Source organism: Nocardia sp. NPDC059236 (assembly GCF_042754085.1).
Taxonomy (GTDB): Bacteria; Actinomycetota; Actinomycetes; order Mycobacteriales; family Mycobacteriaceae; genus Nocardia.
In genome coordinates this window covers 318,675-334,752 of sequence record NZ_JBHZAF010000002.1, presented here as the reverse complement: position 1 = coordinate 334,752, position 16,078 = coordinate 318,675, and the positions used below count along the sequence as shown (strand labels likewise).

At 68.6% G+C, this 16,078-nt stretch carries 15 protein-coding genes; 4 read left to right on the top strand and 11 right to left on the bottom strand.

Translation table 11 applies throughout. The annotated features are described in order from the left end of the window. The first annotated feature begins 43 nt into the window (after positions 1-43). Positions 44-781, top strand: a complete 738-nt coding sequence (locus tag ACFXIV_RS06610) for an NAD-dependent deacetylase (RefSeq protein ID WP_379398169.1) — start codon at positions 44-46, stop codon at positions 779-781. A gap of 5 nt (positions 782-786) precedes the next feature. Here the strand turns inward: ACFXIV_RS06610 and ACFXIV_RS06605 are convergent, their stop codons facing one another. Next, on the bottom strand, positions 787-1,539 hold the full coding sequence (locus ACFXIV_RS06605) for a DUF427 domain-containing protein (protein WP_379398167.1): 753 nt from the start codon (positions 1,537-1,539) through the stop codon (positions 787-789). Positions 1,540-1,702: 163 nt separating this feature from the next. On the opposite strand from ACFXIV_RS06605, the gene ACFXIV_RS06600 reads away from it, so the two are divergent. Further along, positions 1,703-3,193, top strand: a complete 1,491-nt coding sequence (locus ACFXIV_RS06600; RefSeq protein WP_379398165.1) for an amino acid permease — start codon at positions 1,703-1,705, stop codon at positions 3,191-3,193. A 336-nt stretch (positions 3,194-3,529) separates the two neighbouring features. Here ACFXIV_RS06600 and ACFXIV_RS06595 read toward each other — a convergent pair whose 3' ends face one another. From ACFXIV_RS06595 to ACFXIV_RS06550, 10 genes are all read right to left on the bottom strand, one after another. Next, on the bottom strand, positions 3,530-3,997 hold the full coding sequence (locus ACFXIV_RS06595; RefSeq protein ID WP_379383172.1) for a YbjQ family protein: 468 nt from the start codon (positions 3,995-3,997) through the stop codon (positions 3,530-3,532). 74 nt (positions 3,998-4,071) lie between these two features. Then, positions 4,072-4,950 carry an NAD(P)H-binding protein gene (locus ACFXIV_RS06590; protein ID WP_379398163.1) on the bottom strand — a complete coding sequence of 293 codons (879 nt, stop codon included), beginning with the start codon at positions 4,948-4,950 and terminating at the stop codon, positions 4,072-4,074. Between the two features lie 93 nt (positions 4,951-5,043). Beyond that, positions 5,044-6,012, bottom strand: a complete 969-nt coding sequence (locus ACFXIV_RS06585; RefSeq protein ID WP_379398161.1) for an RNA polymerase subunit sigma-70 — start codon at positions 6,010-6,012, stop codon at positions 5,044-5,046. Positions 6,013-6,144: 132 nt separating this feature from the next. Beyond that, positions 6,145-7,374, bottom strand: coding sequence for an MFS transporter (locus tag ACFXIV_RS06580; RefSeq protein ID WP_379398264.1), 1,230 nt, complete (start codon positions 7,372-7,374; stop codon positions 6,145-6,147). A gap of 131 nt (positions 7,375-7,505) precedes the next feature. Continuing rightward, positions 7,506-7,964, bottom strand: coding sequence for a MarR family transcriptional regulator (locus tag ACFXIV_RS06575; protein WP_357012346.1), 459 nt, complete (start codon positions 7,962-7,964; stop codon positions 7,506-7,508). A gap of 129 nt (positions 7,965-8,093) precedes the next feature. Further along, a complete protein-coding gene (locus tag ACFXIV_RS06570) occupies positions 8,094-9,137 on the bottom strand; it encodes an acyl-CoA dehydrogenase family protein (protein WP_379398159.1) in 1,044 nt (347 codons plus the stop codon). A gap of 82 nt (positions 9,138-9,219) precedes the next feature. Continuing rightward, the gene (locus ACFXIV_RS06565; RefSeq protein WP_379398157.1) at positions 9,220-10,263 is read right to left on the bottom strand and encodes an acyl-CoA dehydrogenase family protein; all 1,044 of its coding nucleotides are present in this window, start codon (positions 10,261-10,263) and stop codon (positions 9,220-9,222) included. Positions 10,264-10,282: 19 nt separating this feature from the next. Next, the gene (locus ACFXIV_RS06560; RefSeq protein WP_379398155.1) at positions 10,283-11,413 is read right to left on the bottom strand and encodes an acyl-CoA dehydrogenase family protein; all 1,131 of its coding nucleotides are present in this window, start codon (positions 11,411-11,413) and stop codon (positions 10,283-10,285) included. Then, on the bottom strand, positions 11,414-12,328 hold the full coding sequence (locus ACFXIV_RS06555) for an enoyl-CoA hydratase (protein WP_379398153.1): 915 nt from the start codon (positions 12,326-12,328) through the stop codon (positions 11,414-11,416). A gap of 70 nt (positions 12,329-12,398) precedes the next feature. Further along, positions 12,399-13,946 carry a FadD3 family acyl-CoA ligase gene (locus ACFXIV_RS06550; protein WP_379398151.1) on the bottom strand — a complete coding sequence of 516 codons (1,548 nt, stop codon included), beginning with the start codon at positions 13,944-13,946 and terminating at the stop codon, positions 12,399-12,401. A gap of 71 nt (positions 13,947-14,017) precedes the next feature. Here ACFXIV_RS06550 and ACFXIV_RS06545 point away from each other — a divergent pair, with 71 nt between their 5' ends. Beyond that, entirely contained in the window at positions 14,018-15,238 is a 1,221-nt protein-coding gene (locus ACFXIV_RS06545) for an acyl-CoA dehydrogenase family protein (RefSeq protein WP_364606757.1), read from the top strand. Continuing rightward, entirely contained in the window at positions 15,235-16,059 is an 825-nt protein-coding gene (locus ACFXIV_RS06540) for an SDR family oxidoreductase (protein ID WP_379398149.1), read from the top strand. The genes ACFXIV_RS06545 and ACFXIV_RS06540 overlap by 4 nt, the downstream gene beginning before the upstream one ends. Positions 16,060-16,078: the final 19 nt, after the last annotated feature.

The window sequence follows — 16,078 nt, the reverse complement described above, 5'->3', positions numbered from 1 at the left end:
GGACAGGCGGCGGGCTGGGTGGGGTCGGCATAGGCTGAGCAGTGTGACGGACTGGCGTGCACGCAGGGGACCGATCGGCGTCTTGACCGGCGCGGGGATTTCGACCGACTCCGGAATACCGGATTTCCGTGGGCCGCGCGGGGTTTGGACCGAGGATCCGATCGCGGAGCTGCTGTCGACGTATCAGAACTATGTGGCGGATCCGGAGCTACGCACCCGGGCCTGGCTGGCGCGGCGGGACAATCCGGCCTGGCGGGCGACACCCAATGCGGCACATCAGGCCCTGGTGCGGCTGGCTGCCTCGGGGCGGGAGGTCGGCATCATCACGCAGAACATCGACCGGCTGCACCACCGGGCCGGGTCGGACAGCGTGGTGGAGATCCACGGCAATATGTTCGAAGTCGTCTGCATCGACTGCGATTTCACCGATTCCATGGCCGCCACCCTGGAACGGGTGGCCGCGGGCGAGCCGGATCCGGCGTGCCCGGACTGCGGCGGCATCCTGAAGGCGGCCACCGTCATGTTCGGCCAGCAGCTCGACACCGCCGCCATTCGCGCGGCGGTGCAGATCGCCGAGAATGCCGAAATCTTTCTGGCCGTGGGCAGTTCACTCCAGGTCGAGCCCGCCGCGTCCATGTGCGCGGTGGCGGTGGACGCGGGGGCCGACCTGGTCATCGTGAACAACGAGCCGACCCCCTACGACGACTACGCCGCCGAGATCGTGCGCGACCCGATCGGGGCGGCGCTGCCCCGGCTGGTGTCGGAGATCCTGGGGGACTGAGGGTTTCAGCTGAACGGCGTCTTGGGGCGCGGCACCATCTCGCCGTCCACCCAGATGTCGACCTTCTCGTTGTAGAACGAGGCCAGCCCGGCGATCTTCTGGCTCTCCGGCAGCGGGGTGCGGTAGATCCACACCAGGTCCGGGTGGCTGGTCTCGCCCAGCTGGATGTTCCAGTACTCGGCGTGGCCCTTGTACGGGCACGACGTCCTGGTTGACGACGGCCGCAGCAGGTCCATGCGGATATCGGTGAGCGGCAGGTAGTAGCGGGCGGGCAGCCCGGTCTCGAACAGGATGCGCGGGGAGTGCGAATCGGCCAGGGTCTGGCCGTCCAGTTCGACCCGGATGTGGCGGGAGCTGGCGAGGATGTCCACCCGGGTGTACGGGTCGCGGGGGTGGACGTAGATGGGCTCGTCCTCCTCGAACCACTCGTCCATGGCCTGGAAGTCCAGCTTCACCAGGTCGCGCAGTTCCGGAATCGGGGAGTCCAGGTGCCGGACGGCCGCGCCCGCCGCGGTGACGTCGTCGGCGATCACATCGAATTCGGTGCCGTCCCCGCGGCTGGGGGAGTGGCGGGTCTTGCCATTGGGTTCCAGCTTCACCCGCAGGTCGGCGACCGGCAGATAGTAGGTGGGGTAGTGGGGTCCCTCCCATACCAGCGTCGGATTGACGGTATCGGCGGCCAGGTGACCGCCCAGGTAGGCGCGTACCCGCTTGGCGCTCGGTTCGACGCGTACCCGGCCACGCTGTGTCTCGGTCATACCTCCTGACGGTACGCCGGTGGGTAAACCGCTGTCGGGGAGCAGGATTCGCGTACCGGCGACAGCCCGGGAAACCGTGGCCCGACCGGCGATTTTCCCTGCCTGACCAGGGCCGATATGGTGTTCGGGCAACACTCGAGCAACACAAGAAGGTGGCGGTCTGATGTCGGAAACCGGCAGTGTCCAGAAGCCGGAGCCCGGCAGTGCCCTGAAGCCGGAGCCCGGCAGTGCCCTGAAGCCGGAACCCGGCAGTGCCCAGCTGACGGAACCGGGCGGCGAGCAGCAGGGACTGCGCACCGGACTCCGGCGCCGGCACATGACGATGATCGCCATCGGCGGCGCGATCGGTGCGGGCCTGTTCGTGGGCAGCGGCTCGGTCATCCAGACCGCCGGGCCCGCCGCCATCCTGTCCTACGCGGGCGCCGGACTCGTCGTGCTGTGCGTACTGCGGGCGCTCGGCGAAATGGTGGTGGCCCGCCCGGTCGCCGGATCCATGGGCGAGTACGCGCGGATGGCCATGGGACCGTTCGCCGGATTCACCGTCGGCTGGCTGTACTGGTACCTCTACGTGATCCTGGTCGGGGCCGAGGCGGTGGCCGGCGCGGCCATTCTCGGCAACTGGATCGACCTCGACCAGTGGGTCCTGTCCGCCGGGCTGCTGATCGTCATGACCGTGGTCAACCTGGTGTCGGTGAAGTCGTTCGGCGAGTTCGAGTTCTGGTTCGCCTCCATCAAGGTGGTGGCGATCGTGGCCTTCCTGGCCATCGGACTGGCCTGGGTGTTCGGGCTGTGGCCGGGCTCGGACGCGGGTTTCGCCAACCTGACCGGGCACGGCGGCTTCGCGCCCAACGGGATCGGCGGCGTCTTCTCCGCCATCGTGGTGGTGATGTTCGCGTTCGGTGGCACCGAGATCGTGACGGTGGCGGCCGCGGAATCCAAGGAGCCGGGCCCGGCGGTGGCCCGCGCCACCAACAATGTGCTGTGGCGGGTCGGCCTGTTCTATGTGGCCTCGATCTTCCTGGTGGTGACCATCCTGCCGTGGAACGACGCCAAGGTACTGACGAGCCCGTTCGTGAGCGCGCTCGAGCACATCGGGATTCCGGCCGCCGGCACCATCATGCAGGTCGTCATCCTGACCGCGGTGCTGTCGGTGCTGAACTCGGCCATCTACGTCTCCTCCCGCATGCTCTACGTCCTCACCCGCGACGGCGACGCCCCCGCCTCCCTGGTGAAGCTGAACAAGCGCGGCGTCCCCGCCCGGGCCGTCCTGCTCGGCACCGTCGCCGCCTGGGGTGCGGTCATCGCCTCCTACGTCTCACCCGACCAGGTCTTCACCTTCCTGGTGAACTCCATCGGCGTCGTCCTGGCCTTCGTCTACGTGGCGATCATGTTCTCCCAGTTGCGACTTCGCGCCCGCCTCCGCCGCGAGGACCCCTCCGCCCTCACCTACCGCATGTGGGGCTACCCCTACATCAGCTGGGCCGTCATCATCGCCCTCTTCGCCGTCTTCGTAGCCATGGCCCGCAACCCCGACCAGCGCAACCAGCTCATCGCCTCCACCATCAGCCTCCTGGCAGTCATGGCGATCTACCCCCTGCGCGCCAAATTCGGCCGCAAGAAGCCGGTCCGCAACGTCGAAATCCTCCACCACTGACCCGAATCCCCTGCGCCACACCGATTCCCACAACGAATCGGGCGATTCCCGTCGAGATGACCGGTTATCGAACAATCTTTCGATAACCGACCTACCGTCGTGCTCATGGTCAGCTCGAAACATGAAGCGATGCACCGGCTTTTCCGAAGTTACCCAGACGGTTCCGCCACGGTCCCGGCCGGCTCCGGCGAGCTCGGTCTGGGCAATACCCCGGCCGCACAGACATGGAGGCAGTTGATGACCGTGGATCTCTCGATGCCTGGTTCGATCGTTCGCTCACCGCGAGCTCGATAACTGAGATTCTCGGCAAGGAGGGATAGCTGTCGAGCCCGGTGTTTACTGCGTGGGTTTGACGACGACCGCGGTGCCGTAGGCGGCGACCTCGCTCATGGTGTTGGCGATTTCGTTGCAGTCGAAGCGCATGGCGATCACCGCGTTCGCGCCATAGGCCATGGCATGTTGGCACATTCGCATGATGGCCTCGTGTCGCGACTGGTACAGCAGCTGGGTGTATTCGTGGATTTCGCCGCCGCCCAGGGCACGGAAGCCGGCTGCGAAGTTGGCGCCCAGGCCGCGGCTGCGGACGGTCAGGCCCGCGACCTCGCCGATCACCTTGACGATTTCCTGGCCGGGGACATCGTTCATGGTGGAGACCAGGATCGGGAACTGCGGGCCAGGCTGCTGCTGCGGTTGCGGCTGGCCCTGCTGCGGGTAGGGGGCCTGGCCCTGCGGGGGATACGGCTGTTGGCCTTGCTGCGGGTACTGCTGCTGGTATGGCTGTTGCGGCGGCATCGGTTGGTTCATGAGCGGGATCGTACGGGGTCGAACCGAACGCGGACCGAACCGGAATGGCACGGCCCGCATCGGGTTTGCCCGGGTCAGGCGGTGAATGCCGGGGCGTTGCGGCGGGCGAATTCGGCGAAGGTGGTTGGGGTGACGCCGAAGCGTTCGTGGGTGGACACGTCGATATGGGCTTCGGGGGATCCGGCGCGGCCGGCGTAGAGCTCGTCGAGCAGGTCGATGACCGGGCCGGGTAGACCCTGCTCGGCGTGCAGCTCGCGTTTGCGCCGGCGGGTCACGAGCTCGTAGGTGAACGTGGTTCCCGTTGCTGCGGAAAGCTGTTCGACGATCTCGATGGAGGTCAGGGCCTCGGGGCCGGTCATGTCGAACGCCTGGCCTTCGATGCCCTCGGCCCGCATCATGGCGACGCAGACTTCGGCGATGTCCTGGATGTCGACCGGGGCCAGTCTGCTCGCACCGATCGGCATGACCAGCGCGTGGCGGGCACTGTCGACTCCGGTCAGCGCCTCCGGCAGGTACATCTGCATGAACTGGCTGGGGCGCAAATGCGTCCATTCGAGGCCGGAAGCCTCCAGATAGGCCTCGATCTCCAAATGCCAGCGGGTGCCGCGAAAAGCCGTGAGATCGAAGGTGGTTCCGGATTCCTTGCCGCCGAATTTCACGATGTGCCGCACCCCGAATTGTTTGGCGGCGTCGATGAATCGGCACTGGGTTTCCAGCATGCGGTCGCGCGGGGAGGAGATCATCAGCGCCCGGTCGACGTCCTCCATGGCGGGTCCGAGAGTGTCGGCGTGCAGCATGTCGCCGACCACGACCTCTATTGTCGGTTCCGCCGCGGCGAGCTGCACGGCCTTGGCGGGGTCGCGCACCAGCACGCGAACCGGGACCTGCTGTTTCACGAACTCGCGCAGGACGATGGAACCGGCCGCGCCGGTGACTCCGGTGAGCAGGAACATGGGTCTACCTCACTTCTGAATGAATGCGGATGCGAAGGTGCGCAGGGTGTTCGGGATAGAGACCACGCCGGCCCGCGAAAGGAATCGCCGCCCTCAGTGCCCCGGATCGACCTCGGGAAACCCGAAGTGGCGCACCATGCCCGGGTCGATGAAGGCGGTCACGTGGGTGACGTGCCGGTCGTCGACGGCCAGCACCACCACGCCGAACGCGGTGAGCGCCGGGTCCGCGTGCTCGCCCCGGTAGGCGACCATGGCGGGCTGCCCGTTCGCGATCACCGGATACAGCCGGTACTCCCCGGAGCGCGCCCAGATCAGCAGCCGCTCGATGCAGTGCGTCTTGCCCGCCAGCCAGCGGCCCGTCGCGGTGGATTCGAGAATGGCGTCGTCGCGCAGCAGCTCGGTGAGCCCGGCCACGTCCGCGTTCTCGAACGCGGTGAGATAGCGCTCCAGCAGGGCCCGCGCGTGCGGGGAATCCGGTTCGATCACCGCGTCCGCTCGCGGGGACACCTCGTCGAGTTTGGCGCGGGCCCGCTGTAGTGCGCTCTTGGTCGCCGCGAGACTCATGCCGAGCATGTCGGCGACCTCCGCGGCCGGGTAGGCCAGCACCTCCCGCAGGATGAACACGGCCCGCTGCCGTGGCGGCAGATGCTGCAGGCTTGCCACGAGCGCCAGCCGCAGACTCGACCGACCGGCGACGATCTCGGCCGGGTCCGTATCCGGCCAGCGCTCGGGGAACGGTTCCAGCCACAGCTGTTCCAGTTTGGCTCCGGATCCCGCCGCGGCGGGCCCCAATCCGGATGGCAGTACCCGGCGCTGCTTGTTCGTGACCGCGGTCAGGCACAGGTTGGTGGCGATCCGATACAGCCAGTTCCGCGTCGACGCTCGCCCCTCGAATGCCTCCCAACCCCGCCAGGCTCGCAGATATGTTTCCTGTACCAGGTCCTCGGCCTCGTGCACCGAGCCGACCATCCGATAGCAGTGCGCGATCAGCTCGCCGCGATACGCCTCGGCGGCGCGCAGGAATTCCTCGCGATCGAGATCACCGGACACGGTCGACGGCATGGCAGCTCCCCGGGACGTAGCGATGTCGATATTCAGACGACCCGGACCGTCGAAAGTAATCGTCAGGGGTGGCGACGTGCGGATATGTGAACGGACCGCACCCCTTGGGATGCGGTCCGCGGCGTGGACGGATCAGTCTTCGCCGAAGGTGATGGCCTGGGCCTCCGCCTGGCTGTGGGTCGCGGGGGCGTGATCGTCCATGTGGGACAGGAGCTTTCGGCCGGAGAACAGGACGGCGACCGCGGCGGCGGTGCAGGCGGCGCCGACCCAGAAGGGGAGGGACGCCTGGTGTTCGCCGAGTTTGCCTGCCAGGTAGGGGGCGGCCGCGCCGCCGGCGAAGCGGACGAAGCTGTAGGCGGCCGAGGCGGTGGAGCGTTCGACGGGGGCGGCCTCCATGACGGCCTCGGTGATCAGGGTGTTGTTGACGCCGAGGAACAGGCCCGCCAGGACGGTGCCGACGATGAGAACCGGCTTGTGGTCGGTGAACACGGCCATGACCGCGAGATCCGCCGCGAACAGGGCGAGCGCGAGCGCCATCATGGGCACGGTTCCGAAGGCGCGCTGCAGTTTCGGGGCGAACACCACCGAGGACAGGGCGAGCAGCAGACCCCAGCCGAAGAAGATGAATCCGATCGAATAGGTGCCCATGTTCAGAGGGAACGGGGTGTACGCGAGCAGGGTGAAGAAGCCGTAGTTGTAGAGCAGCGCGGTCACGCTCACCAGCAGCAGGCCCGGGTAGGTGAGGGCCTTGAACGGCGCGACGATCGAGGTCGGCTGCGCGGGCTTCGGCGACTCCGGCAGCAGCACCACCAGGGCGATGAACGCGACCGCCATCAGGACCGAGACGCCGAAGAACGGTGCGCGCCAGGTGAAGTGGCCGAGGAAGCCGCCCACCAGCGGACCCGACGCGATGCCGATGCCCAGCGCCGCCTCGTAGAGGATGATGGCGCGGGCGACGCCGCCGGTGGCCGCACCCACGATGGTGGCCAGCGCGGTGGCGATGAACAGCGCATTGCCCAGACCCCAGCCGGCGCGGAAGCCCACGATCTGCCCGACCGTGCTGGAACTGCCTGCGAGAGCGGCGAACACGACGATGATGGCCAGGCCGGCCAGCAGGGTCCTCTTGGCCCCGACGCGGCTGGAGATGACACCGGTGATGAGCATGGCCACGCCCGTGACCAGCATGTAGCTGGTGAACAGCAGTGTCACCTGGGACGGTGAGGCGTGCAGCTGCTCGCCGATCGGCTTGAGGATCGGATCCACCAGCCCGATGCCCATGAAGGCGATGACCGAGGCGAAGGCGACGGCCCACACCGATTTGGGCTGCTTGGGTTTCGAGGTGGCGGCGCTGGTTGTCGACATAGCGGCGTTGTCGGGGCCGACGGCCGCGGGGAAGGCGGGCCGGGTGATCGGGCTGGTGGTCACTGGAGAGTCCTCATCTACGAATGATGGTGAGTCGCAGCTGCTTTCGGTCGAGTTGCGAGGTGCCGGATTCAGGCTCCGGCGGCCTTGAAGGCCTCGGCGAGGTCGTTCAGGTCTCGGCTCAGGCGGGTGAGCAGGGCCGGATCGAGGTCGGGAAGGCGTGCGGCGAGGGAGTTTCCGAGGTGGTCCCGGGCGGCGGCCAGCCGGTCTCGTCCCGCGGGCGTGAGTTCGACGACCACGGCTCTGGAGTCGTCGGGATCCTTGGTCCGCGTGGCGAGACCGGCGTCGGTCAGCCGTCCGATCAGCGCCGTTGCTGCCGGTTGCGAGCATCGGTCGAGGCGAGCGAACTCGCTGATCCGCAGGGGGCCGTACTCGTCGAGGGTCCCGAGGGCCCGCATGACGGCGTGCGGAAGATCGATGCCGCCGAGTACTCCGGCCAGGCGGTTGAGCCGTGAGGTGGCGACGACGATGTCGACCAGCCTGTCCCCGGTGTCCTCCGGGGTGAGCTCGGTTGCCTGTCTCAGCTGCACCCGTCGATTGTTGCATAAGCTAACTATCTAATTGCATAGGCTAACGATATTTGTCGCGTGAGATACGGCACAACGCAAACGGCCCGTGCGCAGCGAACTGCGCACGGGCCGTTTCCGGAAAGGTTTCCGCTAGGCCGGACGGGCCAGCGGACGGGCGGGAGTGCCGAAGAGCTGGGCGTCGGCGTGGGCGCGCTTGAAGAACAGGTGCGCGTCGTGCTCCCAGGTGATCGCGATACCGCCGTGCATCTGGACGGTCTCGGACACCACCGAGTTGAAGGTGTCGATGGCATGCAGGCGGGCGGACTGCACGTCGACGGCCTCGACCGCACCTTCGGCCAGGCCCGCGATGGCCAGGTACGCGATGGAACGGGTCGACTCGACCAGCACGTACATATCGGCCATGCGGTGCTTGAGCGCCTGGAAGCTGCCGATCGGGCGACCGAACTGCACCCGGGACTTGGAGTACTCGACGGTCATGTCGAGGCACTGCTCGGCCGCGCCGAGCTGCTCGGCAACCACTGCCGCCCAGGCGATTTCACGCAGCCGGGCGACATTCAGCACGCCCAGCGGACGGGCCTCGACCGAATCGAAGTCGATGCGCGCCAGCTTGCGGGTCGGATCCTGGGTGACGACCGCGGTGCGGGTGACGCCCGCGGCCGTGCCGTCCACCTCGAACAGGCCCGCGGCGGTCAGCACCAGCAGGGTGTCGGCGTGCACGCCGTCCAGCACGTAATGCGCGGAGCCCGAGAGCTTTTCGCCCTCGGCGGTGACCCCGAACGAGTCCCAGCCGCGCGGCCCGGCCCAGCACAGCGCCAGCGTGCGGACACCCTCGGCGACCTCCGGCAGCAGCCGCTCATTGGCCTCGGCGTTCCCGGCCAGCAGCAGCGCCTGCACACCCAGCACGGCCGAGCCGAGCATGGGCGGCGCGGACAGCGTGCGCCCGAGCTCCTCGACCACCAGCAGGGACTCGACCAGACCGACCCCGACGCCGCCGAACTCCTCCGGAATCGCCAGCGCGGCGACACCGACATGCTCGCACAACAGCTTCCACAGCTGCTCGTCGTAGCCGCGCTCGCTCTCCAGCCCGCGCCGCATGGCCGCGCTGTCCCCGTGCTTGGCCAGCACCGCGCGCACGGTGGTCGCGAGTTCCTGCTGTTCGGCGGTGAGGCTCATGCCTTCGCTCCCATGTCGTAGAAGTGATTCGAGTGTGTCGCCCGGCGGCCGGGCGTGCCCGGCGCCCCGGCCGCCGGGGTGCTCATGCGACGTTTCCGGCGCGGAGCGCGGCGGCGATCCGGGCGCGGTGTTCGGCCGGGGTGCCCCAGGCCGAGCGCAGCGCGGTGACCTTGGTCAGCCACAGCGACAGATCGCATTCGGCGGTGTAGCCGATGGCGCCGTGCACCTGCAGCGCGATGCGGGCGGCCTGGTAGGCGGCCTCGCCGCAGGCCAGCTTGGCCGCGGAGATGTCGCGGCCGCGGGTCTGTGCGTCCGCGCCGGACTCCAGGGTCAGGGCCGCCCGGTAGAGCAGCGGCTGCGCCATGTCCAGCCCGATGTGGGCATTGGCCACGTGGTGCTTGATGGCCTGGTAGCGCCCGATCGGGGTGCCGAACTGCTGCCGCTGCTTGACGTACTCGACGCTGGTGTCCAGCAGCGCCCGGCCCGCGCCGAGCAGCTGCGCGGCGGCGGCCAGGGCGGCGGTGTCGAAGGCGAGATCGATGGCGGCGCCGACGCCTTCGCCCTCGGCCAGGGTCTCGACGGCGGCCACGGTGAACAGGCGGCGGGCGGCGTCCACCGACGTCACCAGTGCACCGGCGGTGGCCAGCGCGATGCGGTCGCCCTCGGCGATCAGCACCAGGTCGGCGATGTCGGCATCCAGCGCGGTGGCCGCGCCCTCGGCCCGGCCCGCATTCGCGCCGGCCGTGGCGGTCACCGCGAGGGTGCCCAGCTTCGCGCCCTCGGCCAGCTCGGGCAGCCGTTCGGCGGCGAGCGCCGAGTCCGGAAGCGCCTGCAGCAGTGCGGGAATCGCGGCGGCGGTCTCCACCAGCGGGCCCGGCACCGCGGCCCGGCCGATCTCGGTGAAGGCCACGATCATCTCGACCGGGCCCGCGCCGAAGCCGCCGTTCTCCTCGGTGACGGTCAGGCCCAGCGCGCCCGCCTCGGCCAGCTGGCCGATGAGTGCGCGCCCGGCGGTGGAATCGCCCGCGCCCCACGCCCGGACGACGCCGGGAGTCTTGGCGGCCTCGCCCATCTTGCGCAGGCTGGCGGCGAAATCGTTCTGTTCTGCGGTCAATGCGAATCGCATGTCGTCGTCCTCCGGGTGGCTATCGCGGCAGGCCGAGCAGGCGTTCGGCGATGATATTGCGCTGGATCTCGTTGGTGCCGGCGTAGATCGGGCCCGCCAGCGAGAACAGGTAGCCATCGGTCCAGGCCGATTCCTGTTCCGCGGCCGCGCCGTGCAGATCGAGCGCGGTCTCGTGCATGGCGATGTCCAGATCCGACCAGAAGACCTTGTTCACCGAGGATTCCGCGCCGAGCTGACCGCCCTCGGCCAGCCGGGTCACGGTGGCCCAGGTGTTGAGGCGGTACGCCTCCGCGCCCACCCAGGCGTCGACCACGCGGTCGGCGAGGGCGGTGTCGGACTCGGCGGCCGCACCGCGCCACAGCTCGATGAGCTTGTTGGCGGTGGCATTGAACCGGCCCGGCGAACGCAGCGACAGGCCGCGCTCATTGCTGGAGGTGGCCATGGCGACCTTCCAGCCGTTGTTCGGCTCGCCGATCACGTCCGCATCCGGCACGAACACGTTGTCCAGGAAGATCTCCGCGAAGCCCGGCTCGCCGTCCAGCTGCGGAATCGGCCGCACCGTAATGCCTTCCGCGGTGAGCGGGAACATCAGATAGGTCAGGCCGCGGTGGCGCTCGGCCTCCGGGTCGCTGCGGAACAGGCCGAAACCCCAGTCCGCGAACGAGGCTCGCGAACTCCAGGTCTTCTGGCCGTTGAGCAGCCAGCCGCCCTCGGTGCGCTTGGCGGTGGAGCGGATGCCCGCCAGGTCGGAGCCGGCCTCCGGCTCGGACCACGCCTGCGCCCAGATGTCGTCGGCGCGCGCCATTCTCGGCAGGATGCGGGCCAGCTGGTCCGGCGAGCCGTGCTCGAACAGGGTCGGCGCGAGCAGGAAGATGCCGTTCTGCGAGACGCGGCCCGGCGCGCCCGCGGCGTAGTACTCCTCCTCGAAGATGACCCACTCGGTCAGCGAGGCGTCGCGGCCGCCGTACTCGGCGGGCCAGGCCACACACGACAGGCGGGCCTCGGCGAGCTTGGCCTCCCACGCGCGGTGCGCCTCGAAGCCCTCCTCGGTGTCCATGGAGGGCAGGGGAGTGGCGGGCACATTGGCCGCCAGGAACTCGCGCACCTCGGCGCGGAACTCCTCTGTCTTGGCGTCGAATTCGAGATCCACTTATTTCGCCCCGTCGTTGTTGGCGGATTCTGTTTCGCGGCCGGCAGCGTCGGTCGCGGCGGCCTTCATGGACTTGGCGTTCATCCCGCCCAGCGAGTCCGCGCCGACCTCGGCATTGTGGGCGTGCGCGAAGTGGTGCAGCCCGAACACCGAGTCCATGCCGGCCCGCATGCCCATGAGGTCCTCACACTGGTTGACGGCCTTCTTGGTCAGCGCCAGCCCGAACTGCGGCATCTCCGCGATCTTGTCGGCCAGCGCGAAGGTCTCGGTCTCCAGATCCGAGCGCGGGACGACACGATTGACCATGCCCCACTCGTAAGCCTGTGCGGCGGTGAAGCGTTCGCCGGTGAACAGGATCTCCTTGGCGCGGCGCGGCCCCAGCACCCACGGGTGCGCGAAGTACTCGACGCCTGGAATGCCCATGCGGACAACCGGATCGGAGAAGAATGCGTCCTCGGAGGCCACGATCATGTCGCAGGACCAGGCCAGCATGAGCGCACCGGCGATGCACGCGCCCTGCACCATGGCGATGGTCGGCTTGGGGATCTCCCGCCAGCGGCGGCACATGCCCAGGTAGACCTCGGACTCACGGGCGAAGCGCTGATCGCCGCCCGGGCGATCGGTGTGGTCCCACCACAGCGCGGCCTTGTTCTCGTACTTGATGTGGTGGTCGCGGCCCGGCGTGCCGATGTCGTGGCCCGCGCTGAAATGCTTTCCGGCGCCGCCCAGCACGATCACCTTGACCTCCGGATCCTCGACGGCCCGCACGAAGGCGGCATCGAGCGCGTAGGTCATGACCGAGTTCTGCGCATTGCGGTAGTCCGGCCGGTTCAGCGTGACGACCGCGATCGGCCCCCGCTTCTCGTAGCGGACGACTTCGCCCTCGTCCGGGATGGCACCCAGTTCCTGGCTCACACTGTCTCCTTTGCGCGTGATCGAGCGCCCACGTGGTTACGCTCCGCTACCGCCTCCGGGCTTGACTCGCTCACGCGGTCTCCTCACGTAATTGCCGCTTGAGAACCTTTCCGGCGGCGTTGTAGGGCAGCTCGTCGCGGAATTCCACGTACTTGGGCACCTTGAAGTTGGCCAGCTGCGCCTTGGCGTAGGCCTGCACGTCGTCGGCGGTCAGCTCCGAGCCGGACCGGCGCACCACGAACACCTTGCCGACCTCGCCCATGCGCTCGTCCGGCACGCCGATGACCGCGGTCTCGGCGACACCCTCGAGCCGGGCCATGGTCTGTTCCACCTCGGCGGGATACACATTGAAGCCGCCGGAGATGTACATGTCCTTGAGCCGGTCGGTGACCTTCATGTAGCCGCGGTCGTCGATGACGGCGACGTCACCGGTGTGCAGCCAGCCGTCGGCGTCGATGGTCGCGGCCGTGGCCTGCGGATCGTCGAGGTAGCCGCGCATCACCTGGTCGCTGCGCAGCAGCAGTTCGCCATTGTCGGCGAGCTTCATCTCGAAGCCGTCGATGGTGCGCCCGCAGGTATTGGCGATGGTCTCGCTGGAGTCCTCGGGCCGGCACATGGTGCCGAACCCGCCGGATTCGGTCTGCCCGTACGCGGTCAGCACCACCTCGAAATCGAGCTCGCTGCGCATTCTTTCGATGAGCACGACCGGCACGGTGGCCGCGCCGGTGACCGCGACGCGCAGGCTGGACAGGTCCGCCCCGTCGCGCTCCGGGTGGCCGAGGATGGTCTGGTGGATGGTCGGCGGACCGGTCAGCACGGTGATGCGCTCGCCCTGGATGAGCCGCATGGTCTCCCGCACGTCGAACACGGCCTGCGGAATCATGGTCGCCCCGGTGACCAGGCTGGTGATGATGCCCGCCTTGTACCCGAAGCTGTGGAAGAACGGCGGCACGATCAGATAGCGGTCGGTGTTGTTCAGCGTCGCGCAGTCGGCCCAGGCCCGGGCGCTGCTCAGCACCTGGTGATGCGCGATGAGCACGCCCTTGCTGCGCCCGGTGGTGCCGGAGGTGAACAGGATGTCCGAAAGATCGTTCGGCGATACCGATTCCGCGCGGGCGACGACCTGCTCGAGACTCACCGCCTCGGCCACCTTGCCCAGTTCCGACCAGACGATGGCGTCCTCGACGGGGGCCTCGCCCTCGACGGGGATCACGATGGTGGTCTCGATGCCCAGTTCCGGTGCGGCGGTCCGCAGTTCGGTCAGCCGGTCGCGCCCCAGGAATTCGCCCGTGATGAACAGCGCCTTGGCATGCACCCGCGACAGCACATCCGCCGCCTCGGCGGCCACGTACCGGGTATTGAGCGGAACGATCGCCGCACCCACGTAGTGGCTCGCCAGCACCGCGGTCACCCAGTGATGCGTGTTGGGCGCCCAGATGCCGATGCGGTCGCCGCGCTGAATGCCGCGCGCCATCAGCGCACGCGCGGTCTCACGCACCGAGTCCAGCAGTTGCGACCAGCTCAGTCGCACGGCACCGTCGCCGACAGCGGGCGCGTCACCGTAGACGTGCGCGGCCGCGTGCAGGGCGAGCGGTGTGGTCTGCGGAGGAGATGTCACAGGGCTTCCTCGCTGTCCGGGAATGGGTCTAACAAAGCAAGTGCTTGGTAGGTTACTCTACCGACGTGAGCATGATCCAGACCCCCGAACCGGCCAGCGGGATTGAGCCCCCCGAGGACGCCGAATTCCGTGCTGAGGTGCGCGAATGGCTGGCCGAGAACCTGAACGGCCAGTTCCGCGAGCTGCGCGGTCTGGGTGGTCCCGGGCGCGAGCACGAGGCCTTCGAGGAGCGGCTCGAATGGGATCGCGCCCTCGCCGCCGCCGGCCTGACCTGCCTGGGCTGGCCCAAGGAGTGGGGCGGCCGCGACGCCACCCTGCGCCAGCAGGTCATCTTCCATGAGGAATACGCCAAAGCCGATGCCCCGAGCCGGGTTTCGCACCTCGGCGAGGAACTGCTCGGACCCACGGTCATCGCCTTCGGCACCGAGGAGCAGAAGAAGCGCTTCCTGCCGGGCATCCGCAATGTCACCGAGCTGTGGTGCCAGGGCTATTCGGAGCCGGGCGCGGGCTCGGACCTGGCCGCCGTCACCACCTCCGCCCAGCTCGAGGGCGACGAATGGGTGATCAACGGCCAGAAGATCTGGACCTCGCTGGCGCACCTGTCCGACTGGTGCTTCGTGGTCGCCCGCACCGAGAAGGGCTCGACCCGCCACCACGGTCTGTCCTACCTGCTCGTCCCCATGAAGCAGCCGGGCGTCGAGGTGCGGCCCATCATCCAGCTCACCGGGACCGCGGAATTCAACGAGGTCTTCTTCGACAATGCCCGCACCGCCGCCGATCTGGTGGTCGGGCAGCCCGGCGACGGCTGGAAGGTCGCCATGGGCACGCTCACCTTCGAGCGCGGCATCTCCACCGTCGGCCAGCAGATCCGCTACGCGCGCGAACTCGCCGACCTCGAGGCCGTGGCCCGGGAGAACGGGGCGATCGAGAACCCGGTCCTGGCAGACCGTTTCGACAAGGCGTGGGTCGGCCTGCGGGTGCTGCGCGCGCACGTGCTGCGCACCCTGGAGTCCGGCCACGACGGAGCCTCCGTGGATGCCCGCACCGCCGCCGGGCAGGCCTCGGTGACCAAGCTGCTGTGGGCCAACTGGCATCGCGGCCTGGGCGAATTGGCCATGGACGTGCTCGGCGCGCCCGGCCTGATCGCCGACGGCCCGGGCGATGACCTCAATGCCTGGCAGCGCATGTTCCTCTTCACCCGTGCGGACACCATCTACGGCGGTTCGAACGAAGTGCAGCGCAATATCATCTCCGAGCGCGTGCTCGGACTTCCCCGAGAGGCTCGACCGTGAGTGAGCGAAGCGAACGTCAATTGAATACCGTCGACCTGTCCACCGCTCCCGAAATCACCCCCGGCCACAATCTGCTCGCGGGCAAGATCGCGGTGGTGACCGCCGCCGCGGGCACCGGCATCGGTTCGGCCACCGCGCGCCGCCTGCTCTCCGAGGGCGCGGACGTGGTGATCTCCGACTGGCACGAGCGTCGCCTGAAGGAGACCGAGCAGGCGCTGCAGGCCGAATTCCCCGACCGCCGAATCGCTTCCGTGCCCTGTGACGTCAGCTCGACCGAGCAGGTGGATGCGCTGGTCGCCGGTGCCGTCGCGGCGCTGGGCCGGATCGACATCATGGTCAACAATGCGGGCCTCGGTGGTGAGGTGCCGGTCGTGGACATGACCGACGAGCAGTGGGACAAGGTCCTCGACATCACGCTGAACGGGACTTTCCGCGCAACTCGGGCGGTGCTCAAGTACTTCCGCGAGGCCGGCCACGGCGGCGTCATCGTCAACAATGCCTCGGTCCTGGGCTGGCGCGCCCAGCACGGCCAGGCCCACTACGCCGCCGCCAAGGCCGGCGTCATGGCGCTGACCCGCTGCAGCGCGGTCGAGGCCGCCGAGTTCGGCGTGCGCATCAATGCGGTGGCCCCCTCCATCGCCCGCCACGCCTTCCTGGACAAGGTCACCTCGGCCGACCTGCTCGACCGCCTGGCCGCGGGCGAGGCCTTCGGCCGCGCCGCCGAGCCGTGGGAGGTGGCCGCCACCATCGCCATGCTCGCCAGCGACTACACCACCTACCTGACCGGCGAGGTGGTCTCCATTTCCAGCCAGCGCGCCTGACCAATATCTGATTCGCTCG

Coding starts and splice junctions, on each gene's coding strand:
- ACFXIV_RS06605 (WP_379398167.1), bottom strand. CDS start 1,539: ATGACCGAGACACAGCGTGGCCGGGTACGCGTCGAACCGAGCGCCAAG.
- ACFXIV_RS06600 (WP_379398165.1), top strand. CDS start 1,703: ATGTCGGAAACCGGCAGTGTCCAGAAGCCGGAGCCCGGCAGTGCCCTG.
- ACFXIV_RS06595 (WP_379383172.1), bottom strand. CDS start 3,997: ATGAACCAACCGATGCCGCCGCAACAGCCATACCAGCAGCAGTACCCG.
- ACFXIV_RS06590 (WP_379398163.1), bottom strand. CDS start 4,950: ATGTTCCTGCTCACCGGAGTCACCGGCGCGGCCGGTTCCATCGTCCTG.
- ACFXIV_RS06585 (WP_379398161.1), bottom strand. CDS start 6,012: ATGCCGTCGACCGTGTCCGGTGATCTCGATCGCGAGGAATTCCTGCGC.
- ACFXIV_RS06580 (WP_379398264.1), bottom strand. CDS start 7,374: ATGTCGACAACCAGCGCCGCCACCTCGAAACCCAAGCAGCCCAAATCG.
- ACFXIV_RS06570 (WP_379398159.1), bottom strand. CDS start 9,137: ATGAGCCTCACCGCCGAACAGCAGGAACTCGCGACCACCGTGCGCGCG.
- ACFXIV_RS06565 (WP_379398157.1), bottom strand. CDS start 10,263: ATGCGATTCGCATTGACCGCAGAACAGAACGATTTCGCCGCCAGCCTG.
- ACFXIV_RS06545 (WP_364606757.1), top strand. CDS start 14,018: ATGATCCAGACCCCCGAACCGGCCAGCGGGATTGAGCCCCCCGAGGAC.